The 18,062-nt window shown below is 40.6% G+C and carries 16 protein-coding genes; 13 read left to right on the plus strand and 3 right to left on the minus strand.

Annotation, left to right across the window (positions count from 1 at the left end):
• The first annotated feature begins 37 nt into the window (after positions 1-37).
• Both E7276_RS01645 and bsh read left to right on the plus strand, forming a co-directional pair.
• Positions 38-436 (plus strand): hypothetical protein, encoded by a 399-nt coding sequence (locus E7276_RS01645; protein WP_294212919.1) that lies wholly within the window; start codon positions 38-40, stop codon positions 434-436.
• Between the two features lie 142 nt (positions 437-578).
• Entirely contained in the window at positions 579-1,553 is a 975-nt protein-coding gene (gene bsh, locus E7276_RS01650; protein WP_294212921.1) for a choloylglycine hydrolase, read from the plus strand.
• A gap of 17 nt (positions 1,554-1,570) precedes the next feature.
• Here bsh and E7276_RS01655 read toward each other — a convergent pair whose 3' ends face one another.
• Entirely contained in the window at positions 1,571-2,071 is a 501-nt protein-coding gene (locus tag E7276_RS01655; RefSeq protein WP_294212924.1) for a TspO/MBR family protein, read from the minus strand.
• 919 nt (positions 2,072-2,990) lie between these two features.
• Between E7276_RS01655 and E7276_RS01660 the strand changes: the two genes are divergently transcribed.
• From E7276_RS01660 to E7276_RS01705, 10 genes are all read left to right on the plus strand, one after another.
• Positions 2,991-3,485 carry a hypothetical protein gene (locus tag E7276_RS01660; protein ID WP_294212927.1) on the plus strand — a complete coding sequence of 165 codons (495 nt, stop codon included), beginning with the start codon at positions 2,991-2,993 and terminating at the stop codon, positions 3,483-3,485.
• A gap of 73 nt (positions 3,486-3,558) precedes the next feature.
• The gene (locus tag E7276_RS01665) at positions 3,559-4,530 is read left to right on the plus strand and encodes a calcium/sodium antiporter (protein ID WP_294212930.1); all 972 of its coding nucleotides are present in this window, start codon (positions 3,559-3,561) and stop codon (positions 4,528-4,530) included.
• An 18-nt stretch (positions 4,531-4,548) separates the two neighbouring features.
• On the plus strand, positions 4,549-5,568 hold the full coding sequence (locus E7276_RS01670) for a Na/Pi cotransporter family protein (protein ID WP_330598900.1): 1,020 nt from the start codon (positions 4,549-4,551) through the stop codon (positions 5,566-5,568).
• 65 nt (positions 5,569-5,633) lie between these two features.
• Positions 5,634-6,302 (plus strand): response regulator transcription factor, encoded by a 669-nt coding sequence (locus tag E7276_RS01675; protein ID WP_294212933.1) that lies wholly within the window; start codon positions 5,634-5,636, stop codon positions 6,300-6,302.
• Positions 6,303-6,625: 323 nt separating this feature from the next.
• Complete coding sequence (locus E7276_RS01680; RefSeq protein WP_294212935.1) at positions 6,626-7,948, plus strand: sensor histidine kinase; 1,323 nt, start codon at positions 6,626-6,628, stop codon at positions 7,946-7,948.
• 198 nt (positions 7,949-8,146) lie between these two features.
• Positions 8,147-9,190, plus strand: coding sequence for a bifunctional glycosyltransferase family 2/GtrA family protein (locus E7276_RS01685; RefSeq protein WP_294212938.1), 1,044 nt, complete (start codon positions 8,147-8,149; stop codon positions 9,188-9,190).
• A gap of 18 nt (positions 9,191-9,208) precedes the next feature.
• Positions 9,209-11,035: a hypothetical protein gene (locus tag E7276_RS01690; RefSeq protein ID WP_294212940.1), complete on the plus strand. Its 1,827-nt coding sequence runs from the start codon at positions 9,209-9,211 to the stop codon at positions 11,033-11,035.
• 11 nt (positions 11,036-11,046) lie between these two features.
• A complete protein-coding gene (locus E7276_RS01695) occupies positions 11,047-12,636 on the plus strand; it encodes a glucosyltransferase domain-containing protein (protein ID WP_294212943.1) in 1,590 nt (529 codons plus the stop codon).
• A gap of 12 nt (positions 12,637-12,648) precedes the next feature.
• Positions 12,649-13,611, plus strand: coding sequence for a glycosyltransferase family 2 protein (locus tag E7276_RS01700; protein ID WP_294212945.1), 963 nt, complete (start codon positions 12,649-12,651; stop codon positions 13,609-13,611).
• A 15-nt stretch (positions 13,612-13,626) separates the two neighbouring features.
• Entirely contained in the window at positions 13,627-14,751 is a 1,125-nt protein-coding gene (locus E7276_RS01705; protein ID WP_294212949.1) for a hypothetical protein, read from the plus strand.
• 28 nt (positions 14,752-14,779) lie between these two features.
• On the opposite strand, the gene E7276_RS01710 is transcribed toward E7276_RS01705, so the two are convergent.
• The gene (locus E7276_RS01710; RefSeq protein ID WP_294212951.1) at positions 14,780-16,213 is read right to left on the minus strand and encodes an O-antigen ligase family protein; all 1,434 of its coding nucleotides are present in this window, start codon (positions 16,211-16,213) and stop codon (positions 14,780-14,782) included.
• Positions 16,214-16,281: 68 nt separating this feature from the next.
• A complete protein-coding gene (locus E7276_RS01715) occupies positions 16,282-16,923 on the minus strand; it encodes a hypothetical protein (RefSeq protein WP_294212953.1) in 642 nt (213 codons plus the stop codon).
• A gap of 272 nt (positions 16,924-17,195) precedes the next feature.
• Between E7276_RS01715 and E7276_RS01720 the strand changes: the two genes are divergently transcribed.
• Positions 17,196-17,969, plus strand: a complete 774-nt coding sequence (locus E7276_RS01720; protein WP_294212954.1) for a hypothetical protein — start codon at positions 17,196-17,198, stop codon at positions 17,967-17,969.
• The last annotated feature ends 93 nt before the right edge of the window (positions 17,970-18,062 follow it).

Genomic DNA, 18,062 nt, shown 5'->3' on the forward strand with positions numbered 1-18,062 from the left:
ATTCCCCCGTATAATCAAACATATGGAAGGAGGAAGAATGAATAAGGATATACTAGGACGCATACATGGATTTATTCTCAGAATGCCTAGCTTCTTAGAAAAAGTGGTGGCGGCTATATTGCTAGTTGGTGTAGCATATAGCTGCATTCAGCTAGGACTACATGTGGGCTCGCTAACAGAGCTTGCATTTGATGCATATATCGAGGACATATTAGTCACTGCTTTTAATGCAGTTATCGTAATTGAGTTCATCAGGATGCTAATCAAGCATTCTATGAATACAATAGTGGAGGTCCTGATTTTCGCCATAGCCAGAGGACTAGTTGTTGGACACGAGGCTCCTTTAGAGACTCTGGTCAGAATAATATGTATTGCTATTTTATTGGCTTGCCGCAAGTATTTATTCTATGAGCGGGATTTTGAGGAAGAGATTTAAGGAACAAGAATTAATGGGAACTGAAGTGTCTTTCAGTTTCCATTTTTTGTCCTCAATATCCAGCTGAAGTGAAAAAATATTTTACCAATGCTTCTCATTTAGATAGAATAATAAAAAGAGAATGTATCAGAACGGGGGCGTTATGTGTACAGCAGTAACATATTATAACAAAGACCATTATTTCGGCAGGAACTTAGACTTAGAGTATTCTTACAATGAAACTGTCACCATCATGCCAAGAGGTTACCATTTTCCTATTAGGCATACCTCAGATTTAAACCACCATTATGCATTGATTGGTATGGCGTATGTTGTTGACGATTACCCATTGTTTTACGATGCAATAAATGAAAAAGGTTTAGGGATGGCTGGACTTAATTTTCCGGATAATGCTCACTATTGTGAGAAAAGAGATGATGCAGATAACATTGCCTCATTTGAGCTTATTCCTTGGATACTTGGTCAGTGCACCACGGTTGCCGAGTCCCGTGAGCTTTTGAATAGAATTAACATCATAGACGAGAACTTCAGCTCACAACTTCCTGCATCGCCACTTCACTGGATGATTTCTGATAAAAACGAATCTATAGTTGTGGAACAGACCAAAACAGGCCTTCGTACATACGATAATCCTGCAGGCGTGATGACGAATAATCCTACTTTTGACATTCAGCTTTTTGAGTTAAACAAATATATGTCGCTATCTACCGAGTCACCACAGAATACATTTTCATCGCAAATTCCATTGCAGCAGTATAGCCGTGGCATGGGAGCCATTGGCTTGCCTGGAGACTTATCATCCACTTCTAGATTTGTGAAAGCTGCATTTACAAGAATGAATTCCAAATCAGGGGAATCAGAACTAGAGAATGTTAGTCAGTTCTTTCATATTCTTGGTTCAGTTGATCAGCAGCGTGGTTGTGTTCACTTAGGTGGCGACGCCTACGAAATCACAATCTACACTTCATGCTGCAATTTGGACAAAGGAATTTACTATTATAATACCTATGAAAACCACCAAATCACGGCGATAGACATGCATAAAGCCGACCTAGATTCAGACCGGCTTTTGACATATCCCCTTCGTAGAGGAGAAAATATACTCTACGAAAACTAGATGGAGATTTTGGTATCCTAATTTAATATCGCAATCATTAAATTTAAATATGCCGCAAAAGTGCACCACAGCAAATAAGGCACAAACAGCATGGCTGCTTTCCAACATACCTTCATGGATTTCCATATCATTACGAGGATCATCACCCATAGAATCATTAGCCATACAAATGCTACTGTGTACTGACCGGCGTTGAAAAATATAATTGACCAGGCAAAGTTGAAAGCAAGCTGTACGAAATACAAGGTCATTGCCACTAACTTTGCTTTTTTCTTGCTTGGAGTATCAGTCTCTGCAAACATCAGATAATAGCTTCCCAGCCCCATTAGAATGTACAGAATCGTCCAGGCTATCGGAAACAGCCAAGCCGGCGGTGCCAGCATCGGTTGCTTCATGACACTGTAGGAATCCATGGCGCTGCCTGTGATAAATGCGCTTATGAATCCCACGGCTAGTGGCAATGCAACCATAGGACTCATTCTGAGTAATTTCTGTGGACATGTTAATTTTTCATCCATAATAAACCTCCTCATGATTGTGCAATTGTCAATATTGATTTTTGTGAGTCACACTAAGCAGTATCCTTTTTTGTTTAATTCTTAGTACAGATTTCTACTTATGTACTAAGAAAAACAAAAACTATTACTGAGTTTAGTGCGTTCTGATTCAAGCGTACTAAACTACAGAATATAATCACGATATCTTAGTATGCCGGTGTTTATAATGCACTAAATTATAAGGAAAAATGACTATATCTTAGTGTATCCACTGAAAAACATAAATCATTTGAATGCAATCGTACTAAGAAATAGCGTCAAATTAACTATAGTTTAGTGCAACCAGCTGAAAGTGCACCTGATATAGGCTCAAGCGTACTAAGATTTTTGGTGATACTAATCTGGTTTAGTACGGACCATAAATACTAGAGCTTATTATGCATTATAGATGCAAAGCCTATGTAAAATTACAGCAAAATATTGTATTGAAATCGAGTTATTGTAAAATAGAATCAAACCATAGATTCCTGTTTTTCCTCAGAAAAACAGGAATCGTAACTATCATGAAAATAGATTTATCTATGTTCATGTCCTACATATTGTGAAATTAGAGAGAGGAGCACACCACATGAAACTCCTAGATTACAAGAATTCCCTTGTGAACGATTATAAAAAGAACCGGCGCACATTCATTTTCTATTTGATTCTCCGTGCCTTAGTCATACTCACACTCATCAGGTGTATCCTGACACGCAACTATGAGAGTGCCATGATTTGCATACTATCGCTGCTTCTATTTTTGATGCCTGCATTCCTGCAGCAGAAAATGAAAATCAAAATTCCGGCAGTTTTCCAGGCAATCATATTTAGTTTTATCTATGCCGCAGAAATCTTGGGTGAGGTGAATCATTACTACGTGCTCATCCCTGGGTGGGATACCATGCTACACACTATGAATGGTTTCCTATGCGCTGCCATAGGATTCTCGCTGATTTATTTACTCAACCGCGGCAGCAAACATATCAATCTGTCCCCATTCTACCTGACGCTAGTTGCATTTTGCTTTTCCATGACAGTGGGAGTACTGTGGGAGTTCTTCGAATTCACCATGGACCAATTCTTCTATTTAGATATGCAAAAGGATTTCATTGTACAAAACATCGGCTCAGTTACCCTGGACCCTAATAATTCAGGTATGCCGTTTTTCATTGGTAACATCACTGACACCATAGTTAACACCGCAGACGGTAAATCCTACGTGATTGATGGTGGCTATCTAGATATTGGAATTATCGACACCATGAAGGATCTGCTAGTAAATCTAGTTGGAGCAGTAGCCTTTAGCATCATTGGTTACAGTACACTTAAATATTCGAAAAATTCGGCTATTGTAGATAACCTGATGTTTAAACCAAATGACCAGTCAAACGACTGATTATCAATTTGAAAAATATTTTTAACTTTACACAGACTTTACATTCACCTACTACCATGAGGCAATGATGATTATGACAATTATTTTATTGGTAGTAGGTTTTATTATGCTTTTGGTTGGGGCGCAGCACTTCGTTGATGGCAGTGCAGCCCTGGCAAAAAATTGCAAAGTGTCGTCCCTGATTATCGGTTTGACCATAGTGTCCGCAGGCACCAGTGCACCAGAACTTGCCGTCAGTTTATCGGCGGCAGCCCAGGGCTCTAGTGAAATTGCATTAAGCAACATCCTTGGCTCTAATATTTTTAATTTACTTGCTATCTTGGGGATAAGTGCAATAATGTCGCCACTAATTGTGGAAAAAAACATAATAAAGAGAGATTTTGCTGGCACAGCATTGGCGACTCTACTTTTATTCATTTGTCTTGCTGGGTTTTCCATAGTGGGAAAATATCCCGCCACTGGAGTAGTGTCATCAGCCTATATAACTGAGGTTCCTCGATTTGGAGGACTCATGCTGGCGGGAGCCTACATCATCTATCTTGCCTACGTTTTCACAAAAGAGAGTGGAAAGGAGGAAAATTTCGGAGAATGTAGGACAATTTCAAACCCAAAATGTGCAGGTTTAATCATCCTAGGGTTATTGATGATTATCATTGGTGGCAGACTTGTAGTCCATTGCGCAAAAGAGCTTGCTATGCTTGTAGGAATGTCACAAACTCTAGTTGGACTGACCATTGTTGCCATCGGAACATCACTACCAGAGCTGGTAACTTCAATAGTTGCCACTAGAAAAGGCCAGCTTGGCATTGCCCTTGGAAATGTACTAGGCTCCAATATGTTCAATCTCCTATTTATCCTCGGGTTATCGGCAATGATTTCACCAATCCAAGTAAACATAGCATCAATCTACGACCTGTTTATCCTTTTAATTGTCACAATCATCACATGGTTATTCGCATTTACGGAGCGTAAGCTTAACAAATCAGAAGGAGTTATTATGCTCATTATGTATGCGCTGACCATGACTTACGCAATAACTAGATGAGACTAAAAGGAGAAAATAATGGATCTTTTTTCAGTAATTTCATTACTAGGCGGGCTGGCTCTGTTTCTTTATGGCATGCGCCTCATGGGAGAAGGCTTGGAAAAATTAGCCTCTCACCGCCTTGAAAATATATTGGCACGCCTCACTGGCAAATTGTCCCATGGAGTTTTGTTAGGTGCAGCAGTAACAGCCATAATTCAATCCTCATCAGCCACTACGGTGATGGTTGTTGGATTTGTTAATTCGGGAATTATGACACTAAAACAGGCAGTTGGTGTTATAATGGGTGCAAACATTGGTACAACAATGACTTCATGGATTTTTTCCATGGCGGGAATCGAAAGTGACACCTTTTGGGTGAAAATGCTAAAACCAACATCATTTGCGCCAATTGTTGCCATGATTGGAATCATACTTTTCATGACCGCCAAGGATAATGCAAAGAAAATATACATAGGAAATATATGCTTGGGCTTTGGTATTCTCATGTATGGAATGGAAAATATGAGTAAATCCATGGCGCCTCTTGCAGAAAGTGAAGCTTTCGCAGGCGTATTGACAGCAGTGTCTAATCCGATTTTTGGAATAATCGTCGGCATGCTTTTTACTGCTATTATTCAGAGCTCATCTGCTTCCGTTGGAATTTTGCAGGCACTGTGCCTTTCGGGAACTGTTAGCTTTGCATCGGTGATTCCTATTGTACTTGGACAAAATATTGGCACCTGCGCCACGGCTCTACTATCATCAGTAGGAGCCAGCAAAAATGGCAAAAGGGCATCCATGATACATTTGTATTTCAATTTAATTGGAACTGTAGTATTTGTGGGCGTTTTCTATACGGCTAATTTATTCTTCGACTTTAGGTTTTTGCACCTTGCCGCCACCCCAGTGGCAGTGGCTATAATCCACAGCATTTTCAATGTAGGCTGTACTGCAGTTCTTTATCCATTTGCAAATCAGGTGGTTAGCCTGGCAGAGAAAACTATCAGGGACGATTGTCGCAGCCCAGCAAATCTGCAGGCAGGTATGAAGGTTTAGATTATTGCTGACAATTTCATTGTTTTGTCAGCATAAAGTCACAGATGATTAATAAAGGAGATTCTATGGCTCTTATTTACATAGTTGAGGACGATGAAAATATCAGAGAAATAGAGGAGTTTGCTCTTAGGAATGCTGGCTTTGCAGTGGAAAGCTTTCCTAATGCTGCAGACTTTTTTTATTGCCTTGAGGAAAAACTGCCTGATCTAGTATTGCTAGACGTCATGCTACCCGACGAGAGTGGAAATGACATAGTGAAAAATCTTCGTGCCAGCGAAATCACGGCGTCTATTCCGGTGATAATGGTCACCGCCAAAACCGCTGAGCTTGATTTGGCAAAAGGACTAGAAAATGGCGCAGACGACTACATCAAAAAGCCATTTTCAATAGTGGAGCTTATATCTCGAGTTAAGGCGCTGCTGCGCCGCACCGGGGGAGATAGTCAGCAGGTGATTCGTATAGACGAATTAATTTTGGATGATAGAAAACATATAGTTACGGTCGATGGTGAAGCGGTGGACCTAACATTCAAGGAATATGAGCTTCTAAAATATCTATTGATGAATCGCGATATTGTTCTCGGCCGCGCCCAGATAATGGATAAAATCTGGGGTATGGATTATGAACCAGAATCCCGCACACTTGATATGCATATCAAATCACTGCGAGGAAAGCTAGGAGATTATGGCAACAGAATTATTACAGTTAGAAATGTGGGCTACAAATTTTGTTAACACAAGAAGTCATAGCTTTATCACAAGCTAACGAAAACATGCGCTCTGCCAAACAACTTGCGATAAGAATTCTTTAAATATAGCAATTTTTTATCGCAAATAGACTCTTAAACCCGCATATTCCCGTTGAGTTGTGATAAAAACAGTACAAATTTGACGATTTTGTATCGCAAACTAACTCTCGACCCGCATATGATCGTTGGGTTGCGATAAAAACAGGACAAATTTGATAATTCTACATAACAAATATACTCTCGGCCCCAATGTTATCGTCGGGGTGAAATAATTCTAATTTTTTACACACCATAAATTCAGGAGGTGTTATGACAGAAAAAATATATTTCAGATTCGTATTTATGACAATTCTCGTGGCAATGTTAGTCACAACCTGCGGCGCAATTGCCTATTACACTTTATTTGAAAAGCAGGTCCACGAGGACATGCAGGTCACTGCCCAGATTTTTAAAGACACCGAATTTTTTCAAACTGCAGATATCTCTCAGCTAGAAAACAACACCAAGCTCAAGGACGAAAAGCTGAGAATCACTTTAATGGAATGGAATGGCACAGTTCTTTTCGACAACACAGTTTCTGCAAAATCTATGGAAAATCATGGTGACCGCCCAGAAATCATAGCTGCCCTTGAAAATGGCTGGGGAGAAAAAATTCGTAAATCCGATACATTAGGGCGCGTAGACTATTATTACGCCATAGTCCTAAATGATGGCCGCATCCTTCGAATCTCAAAGGAGGTGGATGGCCTGTTTATAGTAATCATGGCGGTCATGCCATATTGTGGTGCGATTATTATTATTGTTTCCATAATAGGTGCCGTGGTTGCAAAACTCCTTACCAATCGCCTCATGACTCCAATCCTACAGGTGGCGGAGAATATTGATGGCGAAATGGACGCCCCTTACCCGGAGCTCTATCCATTCATCAGCAAAATTCGAAAGCAGCACGATCAGGTTTTAGAATCCGCCCAGCGAGTCAGAGATTTTTCTGCTAACGCCAGCCACGAGTTGAAAACTCCGCTTACCGCCATCTCTGGTTATGCACAACTGATTCAAACCAGCGAATTGGAGCCGGACCGCCTACAACATTTTTCTCAGGAAATAGATAAAAATGCTAATCGATTATTGAAGCTAATAGACGATATTATCGAGCTTTCAAACCTGGATGCTGGTGAGCTTGAAACTCAATTTGAAACTGTGGATCTCTATGAACTAGCAAAGGATGAATTAGAAATTCTAAAAATAAATGCTGACAACAGAAACATTTCTCTTAAATTAGAAGGAGAATCTACACGACTCCTAGGCCAGCGTGACTTATTAACCGAGCTAATCGACAATCTTGTGGAAAACTCCATCCGCTACAACAACCCTGGTGGACATGTTTCTGTGAAAATATTTGAGGCTCGTGGACGCAAGCAACTCATTGTAGAGGACGACGGCATCGGCATCCCAAGTGAAGACTTCGACAGGATTTTCGAGCGCTTCTACCGAGTTGACAAAAGCCGCTCCAAAGCCACCGGCGGTACCGGCCTTGGACTTTCCATCGTCAAACACATTGTGGAGCTCCACGACGGAAGCATCCATTTAGAGAGCAGGCTAGGGGAAGGAACAAAGATTACTGTAATTTTTTAGATAGAAAAAGTTATAGAAAGTTATAGAAAAAATAAAAAGTTATAGAAAGTCATAGAGGAACTTTCGGAAACGGAAAACTCGGTTTTAATCTGATTTTACGTGCCCTCGCAACCAATATAGTGTATAATGTTAGCTGTGGTTTTGCGACCACAGCTATTTTGTTGCTTATTTTTAGTAGAATCAGGAGATTATTCCATAATGAAATACAATCAAGTAATAATTATCCCAGCTTACAAACCAAAAGAGGACTTAATTGGCTTTGTACAGCAGCTTAGGGAGACATTTGAAAATATCGTAGTAGTTGATGACGGTGGACAGGATGAGTTCAGGCACATCTTTGATCAGGTTGGAGAGCTTGGCGCCACAGTCCTAGTTCATGAGGTTAACCAGGGCAAGGGCCGCGCTTTGAAAACTGCCTTCAAGTATTGCTCAGAGCATGAGGATATCAGCAAAGCTGGTGTCATCACAGTTGACGCCGACGGCCAGCACAAAATCCCTGACATTTGCAAGGTTGCTGATGCCATGGATGCAAACCCTGAGAAAATCGTCATGGGCTGCCGCATGTTTAACACTGGCAATGTTCCAGCCCGCAGCCTTCTTGGCAATACCATTTCTCGTTACGTATACAAATGGTTTGCAGGTATCAATGTTTCCGACACTCAGACTGGACTTCGCGGCTTGCCATACAGCTTTTTAGCCATCGCCTGCGAGACAGCCGGCGACAGATACGAGTATGAGACCAACATGCTCATCGATATCAAGCGCAATGGCTACGAGATGACAGAGGTTGGCATCCAGACCATTTACGAGAATGACAACGACTCATCTCACTTCAATCCGCTGGTGGATTCTGTGAAAATTTACGCAGTGATTTTGAAATACTCTATTTCCTCACTTGCATCGGCAGGCATCGATTATTTGGTATTTGCCATCGGCCTTCACTTTGGCCTTAGCATTTTGATTGCTACCTATGTTGCTCGTGCAATTTCCTGCATTTTCAATTTCACCATCAACAAAAAGGTGGTATTCAAAGGACAGGGCAACACAATTGCACAGTTCGCAAAATATATTATTTTGGTTATTATCTCTGGAACCCTTTCAGGATGGGGCGTTACACAGCTTTCTCACCTGCTACCACAGGTTTACCCTGTAATCATAAAGATTCCAGTAGAATGCATTTTATACGTATTCAATTTTATTGTTCAAAGAAAGCTTATCTTTAAAAACAAGACAAATAATTAATAACGGGAGACATTTTCGATGGGACAAGTCCATAGGGTTGTGGAGAATGTATATAAATACGCATTACTTGCCGTGGCGGCGCTAGCTCTTGCCATTATCTTTTTCATGAGCTTGGTGGCCACCTGCTATATGTCCAGCGACGATTTGGAAATCACATACTTCTGCAAAGATAATCTTGTGCTTAATCTTTTTGCAATCATTATTTTTGTAGGCCTATTGTTTTTTGCCCACAGACATTCTATCGGTGACAAGCTATCTGCTAAATTAGCAGACGCCACCATTTACAAAAGAGTAAAATATATCCTTCTTGGATTAATCCTTTTACTTGGTGTCCTTTGGGTGACCATGACTCAGTTCGTTCCAGCGTCAGATCAGCTGGACGTTCTCGACAGTGCCTACAAAATCCGAATCGGCGAGACCAATATGGTTGAGCCTGGCGGATATCTTGACCGATACAGCAATCAGCTTGGCTTGGTTTACATAGAGTATTTCCTAGCAAATATCTGGGGCGATTTTAATATTATTGGCTTTCAATTATTAAACGCAGTTGGGCTTGCACTTTTTTACAAAAAGCTTGCAGACATTATGGAAAAAATGGGCGCATCTGCCCTGGCTGTTATTTTTACCTTGGTACTTGGCATCATGTTTTTCCCGCTTATTATGTATACCTCATTTGTGTACGGCACCATATGGTGCATGACTCTAGGCATGCTTGCTTTTTATCATGAGCTTTCATTTTTACAGGACTTCAAATTGTGGAGGATTCCACTTTGTGGCATTTATGCAGCACTTGCTGTTCAGGTTAAAAATAATGCCCTCATATTCGTAATGGCGATAATCATCTACGGTCTTGTTTTCATCCTTAAGGATAGACAGCAGATGATAAAAATATTGGTACTGCTAATTGCAACAGGCCTTTGCCTATCAATCTTTTCAGCCATCCCTGCCCGCATCATTAAAAGCAAAACAGGCAGCGCCCTTGATCAGGGAATCACTAGCCTCGCTTGGGTTGCCATGGGACTTCAGGAGGGTGTGAAGGCTCCTGGCTGGTGGAATGCCTACAACTATTACACCTATGATGAAAATGGTTGCAACACTGCTGCCCAGGAGATAGTTGTCAAGGCAGAAATCGCAGAGCGCATCGCAGCCTTCAAAGCTGATAAAAAATATGCCTTTGATTTCTTTTCTTTAAAAATTGCATCCACATGGATTGAGCCTACATTCCAGGGGGTTTGGGTCAATCAAATCAGAACCCACAGAACCGAATTTCCAGCATGGCTTGAGTGCATGATGAGCGCCAAGGGCTATACGGTTACGGCCAAATTTTTCAGCTACTTCCAGTTGATTATTTACCTAGGTGCACTTCTTTGGTTAGCACTTTCTGATAGAGCAGGTTTTGTTACTAAATCATTTATGCTCATGGTTTTTGTTGGCGGATTTTTGTTTCACATCGTCTGGGAGACAAAGGGCCAATACTCCATCACATATTTCGTACTCCTATTTCCATATGCGGTCATGGGATACGAGGCGCTGGTTAACAAATTTGGTAGAATTCTTGAGCTGGCAAAGACACCAGCTGCCATCTTACAAAAAAAACAAAATGTTGTTGCTACCTTGATTATCGTAATTACGATAGCGGCATACTTAATTACATATATGGCTATAGCCGGTGGCTGTCTCACAGCCCACACTGATACATATGGCGTCTACGTAGACTCTTGGGAGGCTGCCGACACCAGCGAGAGCGTTCGCGATATCGAGATTATGAAGGCCACCTATCAGGGCTACAGCGATTACATTATTTATTTGGAACGTACATTACAAAATAACGGTATAGGTTACTAAGGATTTTTGAAATGAATTTTACAACACAGATTGAAAGTACAATTAAAAACATAAAGGAAAAGCTTACCATTCAGCAGCTCACAGCCTTCGCGGCAGTTTTGATTGCAGGGCTATGCGCTCATGGCTACGTATTCTTTAATCGAATTTCCTACCATGACAATTCTGCTGATATTTTTGCTTTAGGCGGCACATACGAATCAGGCCGCTGGGCTCTTGGATTTATTTATGATATCCAGATGCTCACCAGCAAGCTTTTCGCAGTACCTGTTTTCAATGGCTTACTTTCTGTGATTTTTATTGCCATTGCAGCCATGCTTGTTGTTGACATGTTCAAAATCAAAAGCAGAGTCTTCTCAGCTTACATCGGCATCATCATGGTGGTTTACCCAGTTGTTACCAGCATTTTTTCATTCATGTTTACAGCTTGGGAGTATTTCCTTGCACTTTTGCTTTCAGTAGTTGCAGCGCGCTCTCTTTACAAGGGACTCACTGTTAAAAACTTCGTGATTTCTGTAGTTGCCCTTACATTTAGCTTGGGCCTCTATCAGGCATTCATGGCATTTACCATTGCAGCCTTACTTTTCAAATTGTATTTAGATGTAGTCAATCGTCAGGTTGAGGACGTTATTACTTATATTAAGCACGGTTTCATTTACCTTGCTGAGATTCTTCTTAGCCTTGGCCTTTGGGCTGTTATGAAAAAGCTCACTCAGGCAATCAAGGGCATCAGCGCAGTTGCTTACAAGGGAATGGACGAGGGCTATGATTTATCCCAGTTCCCTGCCAAGCTCATTGGTTCTGTAAAGGCATTTTTCGGCTTCGGTCAGGCAGGCATCAATGCAGTGCTTTACCTTAGAGCCTTCACAGCTCTCATTGTGATTATTGGAATTGTCCAGATTTTCTGGTTACTATTTACATCCCGTCAGAAAATGGGAGTAAAGCTTATTTCACTAGTTGGTTTGGCACTTCTTCCAATCGCCATGAATGTGGTTTACATTCTTTCAACTAGCTCAGATTATAAGGTTGATTCTTTGATGGTTTATGGAGATATTTTTGTTTTCATCATTCCAGCAGTTCTCATTGAAATATTTGAATTTACCCATGGTAATTCTACAGCCCTCACTAAATGGCTTGGCGTTGCCACATGGCTTCAGCTTGCTTGCCTTTTTGTTATGTTAGTTGGCTACATTTATCTTGACAATGCTGCATACCTCAAGGGCGAAATCGCAGTTGAGCAGGCCACAGCATATTTCACAGAACTGGCTGCCAACATCAAATCTACAGAGGGCTTTAGCGATGACATGGAAATTGTCTTCGTTGGATGCGATTATCTCGATGACGGCACCAATGCCAAAATCGATAAAATAGATCAGTTTGAAGCAATTCAGCTGGAAAAATATCCTAGATTTACAGACATCATTACTTATGGCGGTTCAATCTATTTCATGCAGGAGCACGTTGGCTTCGGCAGCGACACATTGTCCTACGACGATGGCACATTGGCTGCAGACCCACAGGTACAGGCAATGCCTACATACCCAAATGACGGCGCAATCGCTATAATAGATGGCAAAGTAATTGTAAAACTTGGAGAAGAATAGGAGCACTTGATAATGAGTAAGAAATTATCGGTAGTAGTATCCGTATACAATGAGGAGCTAGGACTTCGTCAGTTCTATCAGCACACAGCTCCAATCCTACAGGCGACCAGCAAAAATACTGGTTGGGACTACGAGTTAATTTTTGTAAACGACGGCAGCAAAGACGCTAGCCTAGACATACTTAGAGAATTCGCAACAGCAGACGAACACGTTGCAGTAATCAATTTTGCTGCAAACCGTGGCCATGAGGCTGCCATGATTGCCGGAATCGATTATTCCACTGGTGACGGGGTAGTTTGCATGGACGCTGATTTACAGCATCCACCAGAATCTATTCCTGGAATTATTGAGAAATTTAACGAAGGCTTTGACGTGGTTTCCATGATTAGAAATTCCCGCGCCGACGCTGGAATTTTCAAGCGAATCACATCAGCACTTTTCTACAAAGTAATGAACGCCATGTCTGGCAAGACAAAATTTGAGAATAATTCATCGGACTTTTTTGCCATCTCTAGACGTGTAGCACTTGTGCTTAAAAATGATTACCGTGAGCGCGTTCGTTTCCTTCGCGGTTATGTTCAAAGCGTAGGCTTTAAAAAGACTACACTTGAGTTTGACGCCAGTGCTAGAGTTGCAGGCGAGAGCAATTATAATCTCAAAGCACTCATTAAATTATCACTTAATGCCATCTGCAATTTCTCAGATGTGCCTTTGAAAATGGGAATCTACGCCGGTGTGTTCTCGCTTTTTGCAGCATTTGTACTTTTGATTTATTCCATCGTTCAGTACTTCCTTGGTACTGCACCTAATGGATATTCCACAATCATTGTTGTGCTCTGCGTTATGTTTGGCGTTTTGTTCATCATCCTGGGATTCATCTCAGAGTATTTGGCCATCATTTTCGCCGAGGTCAAGAACCGTCCGATTTACATAGTGGATAGCATCATCACAAAAGACGGCGAAGAGTTAAAATAAGATAGAGTTAATAAAATGGTTTCAAAAATTAAAGAAAAAATTAGTATACAAAACATATTGTTCATTCTGCTGTGCGCACTTATGCTTTACTACAGCGCCAAGTTCTCAGGGATTAGCAACGTAAAACTCATGATTATCGCAGGTGCTTACATCATGATTCGAAGCATCTACATGGGCCACCTGAAATTCGACATGAACATGCTTGTTTTATTCGAAGGCTTTGTTATCAAGGCCATGCTGGACCAGCACACTGGCAAGGCTTGGAAGGTTCCAACCACACTTGCTATGCCGGTTCTCATGTATCTCCTTGGCAAGGTCATCGCCACAGTTAAATACAAGAAAATTGAGAAAAAGCAGTACCCACTTGCAACAATCGCCCGTGGCGAATCCTTTAAGCCAGAGCCAGAGCAGCCCCCAGTTATGGTAGCATCTGAGCTGGGCAGCGAGCTTCGCACTTGGATTTTTACAGTAGCCATTGCAATTGGATTACTGGGCTTTGCTAGGACGATGCTTAATGTCACCGAAGGCTCAGTTTTTCAGGCCTTCGGCTACTACATGCTTCCTTACAGTGATGAGGTCATGGTTGATAAATATGAATTCTGGTTTGGATTCATTCCTGTAGTCAGTATTGTTTTGGCAGGCTTAGCATGGGGCATTGATTGCTTACTTAGAAAGTTCTTTGCCACCAAGGAAAAGCTACTTAATTGCAAGTGGATTATTTATTTGACAGTATATCTAGTTGCCTTTATCGGCTTTTTAGTTTGGTATGTTCGCGACATTCGTTTCCAGGCACTCAAAGAGGCAATCCACCTAATGATTACCGAGCACTGGGGCAATTTCCATTTCACGGTAATGCCAATCGACACCAGTAGCAACATGTGGATTGACTACTACCGCGAGTCCGGCATTTTAGTTGGCGCATTCCTCATCATGTTCTTTGTCATGATTATCAAGGACGCCATCCAGCTTGCCATTAACGCAAACGTCACGATCCAGACAAAGACATTGCTTATCAGCATGTTTACATTATTCAATATATTCTACTTCATTCAGTCCACCGCCTTTGACCACCAGTTTTTCTGGTTCTTCGGTCTTATGGTCAGCGGAATGATTAGTACAGTAAAAGACAAGGGACACTGATTCAGTGCCCCTTTTATTTATTGGAAAACTATATTAACAGCATAGGTATAAATGCCATTGTGATATTGTAAGACATGATCAAAGCACCAGTTACCATTGCAACGATTAATGCCACGAACTTCATTTTATAGAATAATGGTTCAGAATGAACCATGCGCTTCAATGCATTGATTGCAATTCCAAGCATACTTACAACGCCCAAAATTCCATATTCATATAGCATGTGTAAAAATATATTATGTGAGTTTGTAAGGTTTTCTCCCACATACATTGGCTCATATATTTCATGGAAAAGCTCTTGGTTAGCCATGTAGTCATTATAGAAACTTACAGCACCATGGCCAAAGAACTGCTTTACAAATCCCCCATGGGTAAACAAATACACATTGCATCTCCAAATATATCCTCGCCCACTTCCCCAATGATTATCAAAATACAATCCATTTCGAAGTAATGATTCATTATCAGGTGAGGCCAAAATAGTGAACGTTATGATATAAACAGGATATAGGCTGATTAAAATGCACTCTATTATGGCTAGAACCCAAATTGTTTTATTAAACATCGTGTTATTGTGCAGCCACAGTCCAATTACGGAAAGCACAATAATCGGAATACTTATAACAGGTGAAGAAAAAAGAATTTCAATATCGCCAATTTCATAGGTATTAGTAAAAATAGTTCTTAGTATGAATGTTGAAAGCAAACTGATTCCAACAATAAGCGTATAGATGTAGGCGTCAAATTTTTTATCTGCATGCTTGAGCAGCATAGCAACAATTATCGTAGATTCCAAACAAAATCCAATTATCGCAATATCGGTATTACTAACAAAGATTCCAATGGTGCCAAGAAATATTCCAAGGCTTCCAAGTATACTCCATCGTTTTTTTGAAATTAGATTTGTACAAAACGGTAGCATTATTACAAAATAGAAGCCTACTAAATCTCTATTTCCTATTGTGCCAAAGAACCCTCCGGTTCCCTCTAATGTAGGTGAAAAATTTAGAAATTGTAGAATAGTAGTGCCTGCAGTAATAATTAAAGCAATAGCGCTACAACGGCAAAATATCAGTTCATTAACACCTGATAAAGACAGAAAAAATACTGTGACAATGATAGTTAGCAGAAACAGAGCTCCGGAACCATAATCGTAAACACCAAATAGTGTGCTTTTATAGTTGCCGTTTAGTAAAAACGAAATAAGGATGCTGACTGTACCAATGCCTAGCCATACTTTTTCAGGCTTTGTAAGGATAGATATTGGTAAAGTGTTTTTCTTGATTTTCATAAAAATGAAGATACCAAGATAGGAGAAAATGTAGATAAATGAAATGGCATAAAAGGCCACAAGCTTTGCTCTGGAAATGTCATAATATGCACTTCGCATTATTAGTGGATATATCAAAAGCATGAAAATGCAGTAGAAATTATTTAATGATTGTAGCCATTCATTTGTCATCAGGACACCCCCATAATGCACCAGAAAAAATAAGGAGCCGAAAAATCGGCTCCTTAGAAGTCCAAAGATTATTCAACTACAAATGCGAATGTAGCAAATGATTCTGATGCCCAAACAATTCTATTTCCGTCAAGAACTGTTTCGCAGCCTTCGATTGTTCCGTCTGCTAAGTATCTATAAACCTTGAGATTCTTTCCTGTAGGAATTGTGAGCCCTGTAGGAGTAGGTACAGAGATTGCAATTTTTCCATTTAATGCTGACAGCCATGTGCCCTGTGCAGTCTGTGCGCTACAATTGTAAACAGCAACTACAGAAGCCTTTGGTCTCCAATGTGACATTAAAGCTGTTGCAACAGAGTATGTTTTATCTGTGGTTGCAACATTTGCTGTGTAAACCTTTGTGCCAGAAGGGATAACGTCAGGGGTACAAGCTACTGCGCCACCTGAAGAATCAGCAGATGCAAACTGCTTTAATGTAACACCAGCTGGACCCTGAACGGTAATCTCGCTACCAGCTGACTGGGTAAGCAAATTGTAACCAGCATTTGATGTTGTAGTACTGCTAGTAGAAGCATTAACAGCAGAAGCTGCATAATATATGTTATTGTCTTTAACCTTTGCCAATGAGTTTGTTGCAGGAGTCATGCTATAAACTGTAGCAGAAACCACAAGCACACCCAAAGCAAAACCAAATACTTTTCTAATCTTCATCTTAAACCCTCCTTGATTCCCAATGATATACGGCCTAATGGCTTTGAATTGATAATACACCTATTCAATAATTTGAAACATATTTTTCACAAATATTACATATCTTTTTCATAATTGACAGATAATGAATATTCACAAGGCTTAAATGGATACACAGCGTTATATTAGGAATAATTATTGATTTTGGGCTTGACATATCACGCTACGGGATGTAAAATGCAGTCAGTTTCTCGTCGTTGGGTATTAACGACATGTAAGTTAGGAGGAAAATTATGAATTTAAGAAAAGTATTCGGATTCACAATCGCAACATTCGCAGTAGCTGCTGCAGTTTATTTCGTAACACCAGCTATTGACTCACTCGCAGTTGAGTCTTCAACATCAGAAATTACAGAAGGAACAGAGACACCATCTACTAATACAGAGACAACAGAATCAGAGGGCACATCAACAGAAGGTACATCAACAGAGGGTACATCAACCTCAGATGTTGAGCTTACAACTTCAACAACAGTAAATGCTACATCAAGTGAGACACAGCAGGAAATTAACCATAATAGAAGAGCAGCCGCTGCTGCCGCTGCAGGAACTTCAAGCTATACAGCTGCTGAGTCAACATACGTAGCTCCTAATGGCGTAAGTGTTCGCCAGTTCACTTCTCAGGGTACAACTCAGGGATTAGTTGCAGGCGCTCCTGGAATCATCCCTTCAGGAACAAAGGTTGTTACAGATACCGTTGATGCTTCTTCACCTATATATAATGTTGCAACTACAATAATGTCTATGATGAGACCTGACGCATCAGTAGTTGGCGTTATTGCTGCTAATGCACAGACAACAGATGGCACATGGCTTTCAACATTAGACGGCGAAATCGCTATGTCTGTTCCAGTACCAACTGATTTAGTTATCCCAGATGGACAGGAATTACATGTTTACAAGTTCTTGCCAGATGGCTCAATCGAGCAGTGCGAGACAATCATCGACAACGGACGTATTGTTTGGGGAACAGATTCATTTGCTACATTCGCATTTGTAGTTGAATAATTATTTCCTAAAGAACTCAGGGGCTTGGCAGATCGCCAAGCCCCTGTTATTAATATGAAATTCATTTCTTTTGTTAATTTATACCCAAAATGT

It is taken from the genome of Pseudobutyrivibrio sp. (assembly GCF_015057185.1).
Lineage (GTDB): Bacteria > Bacillota > Clostridia > Lachnospirales > Lachnospiraceae > Pseudobutyrivibrio.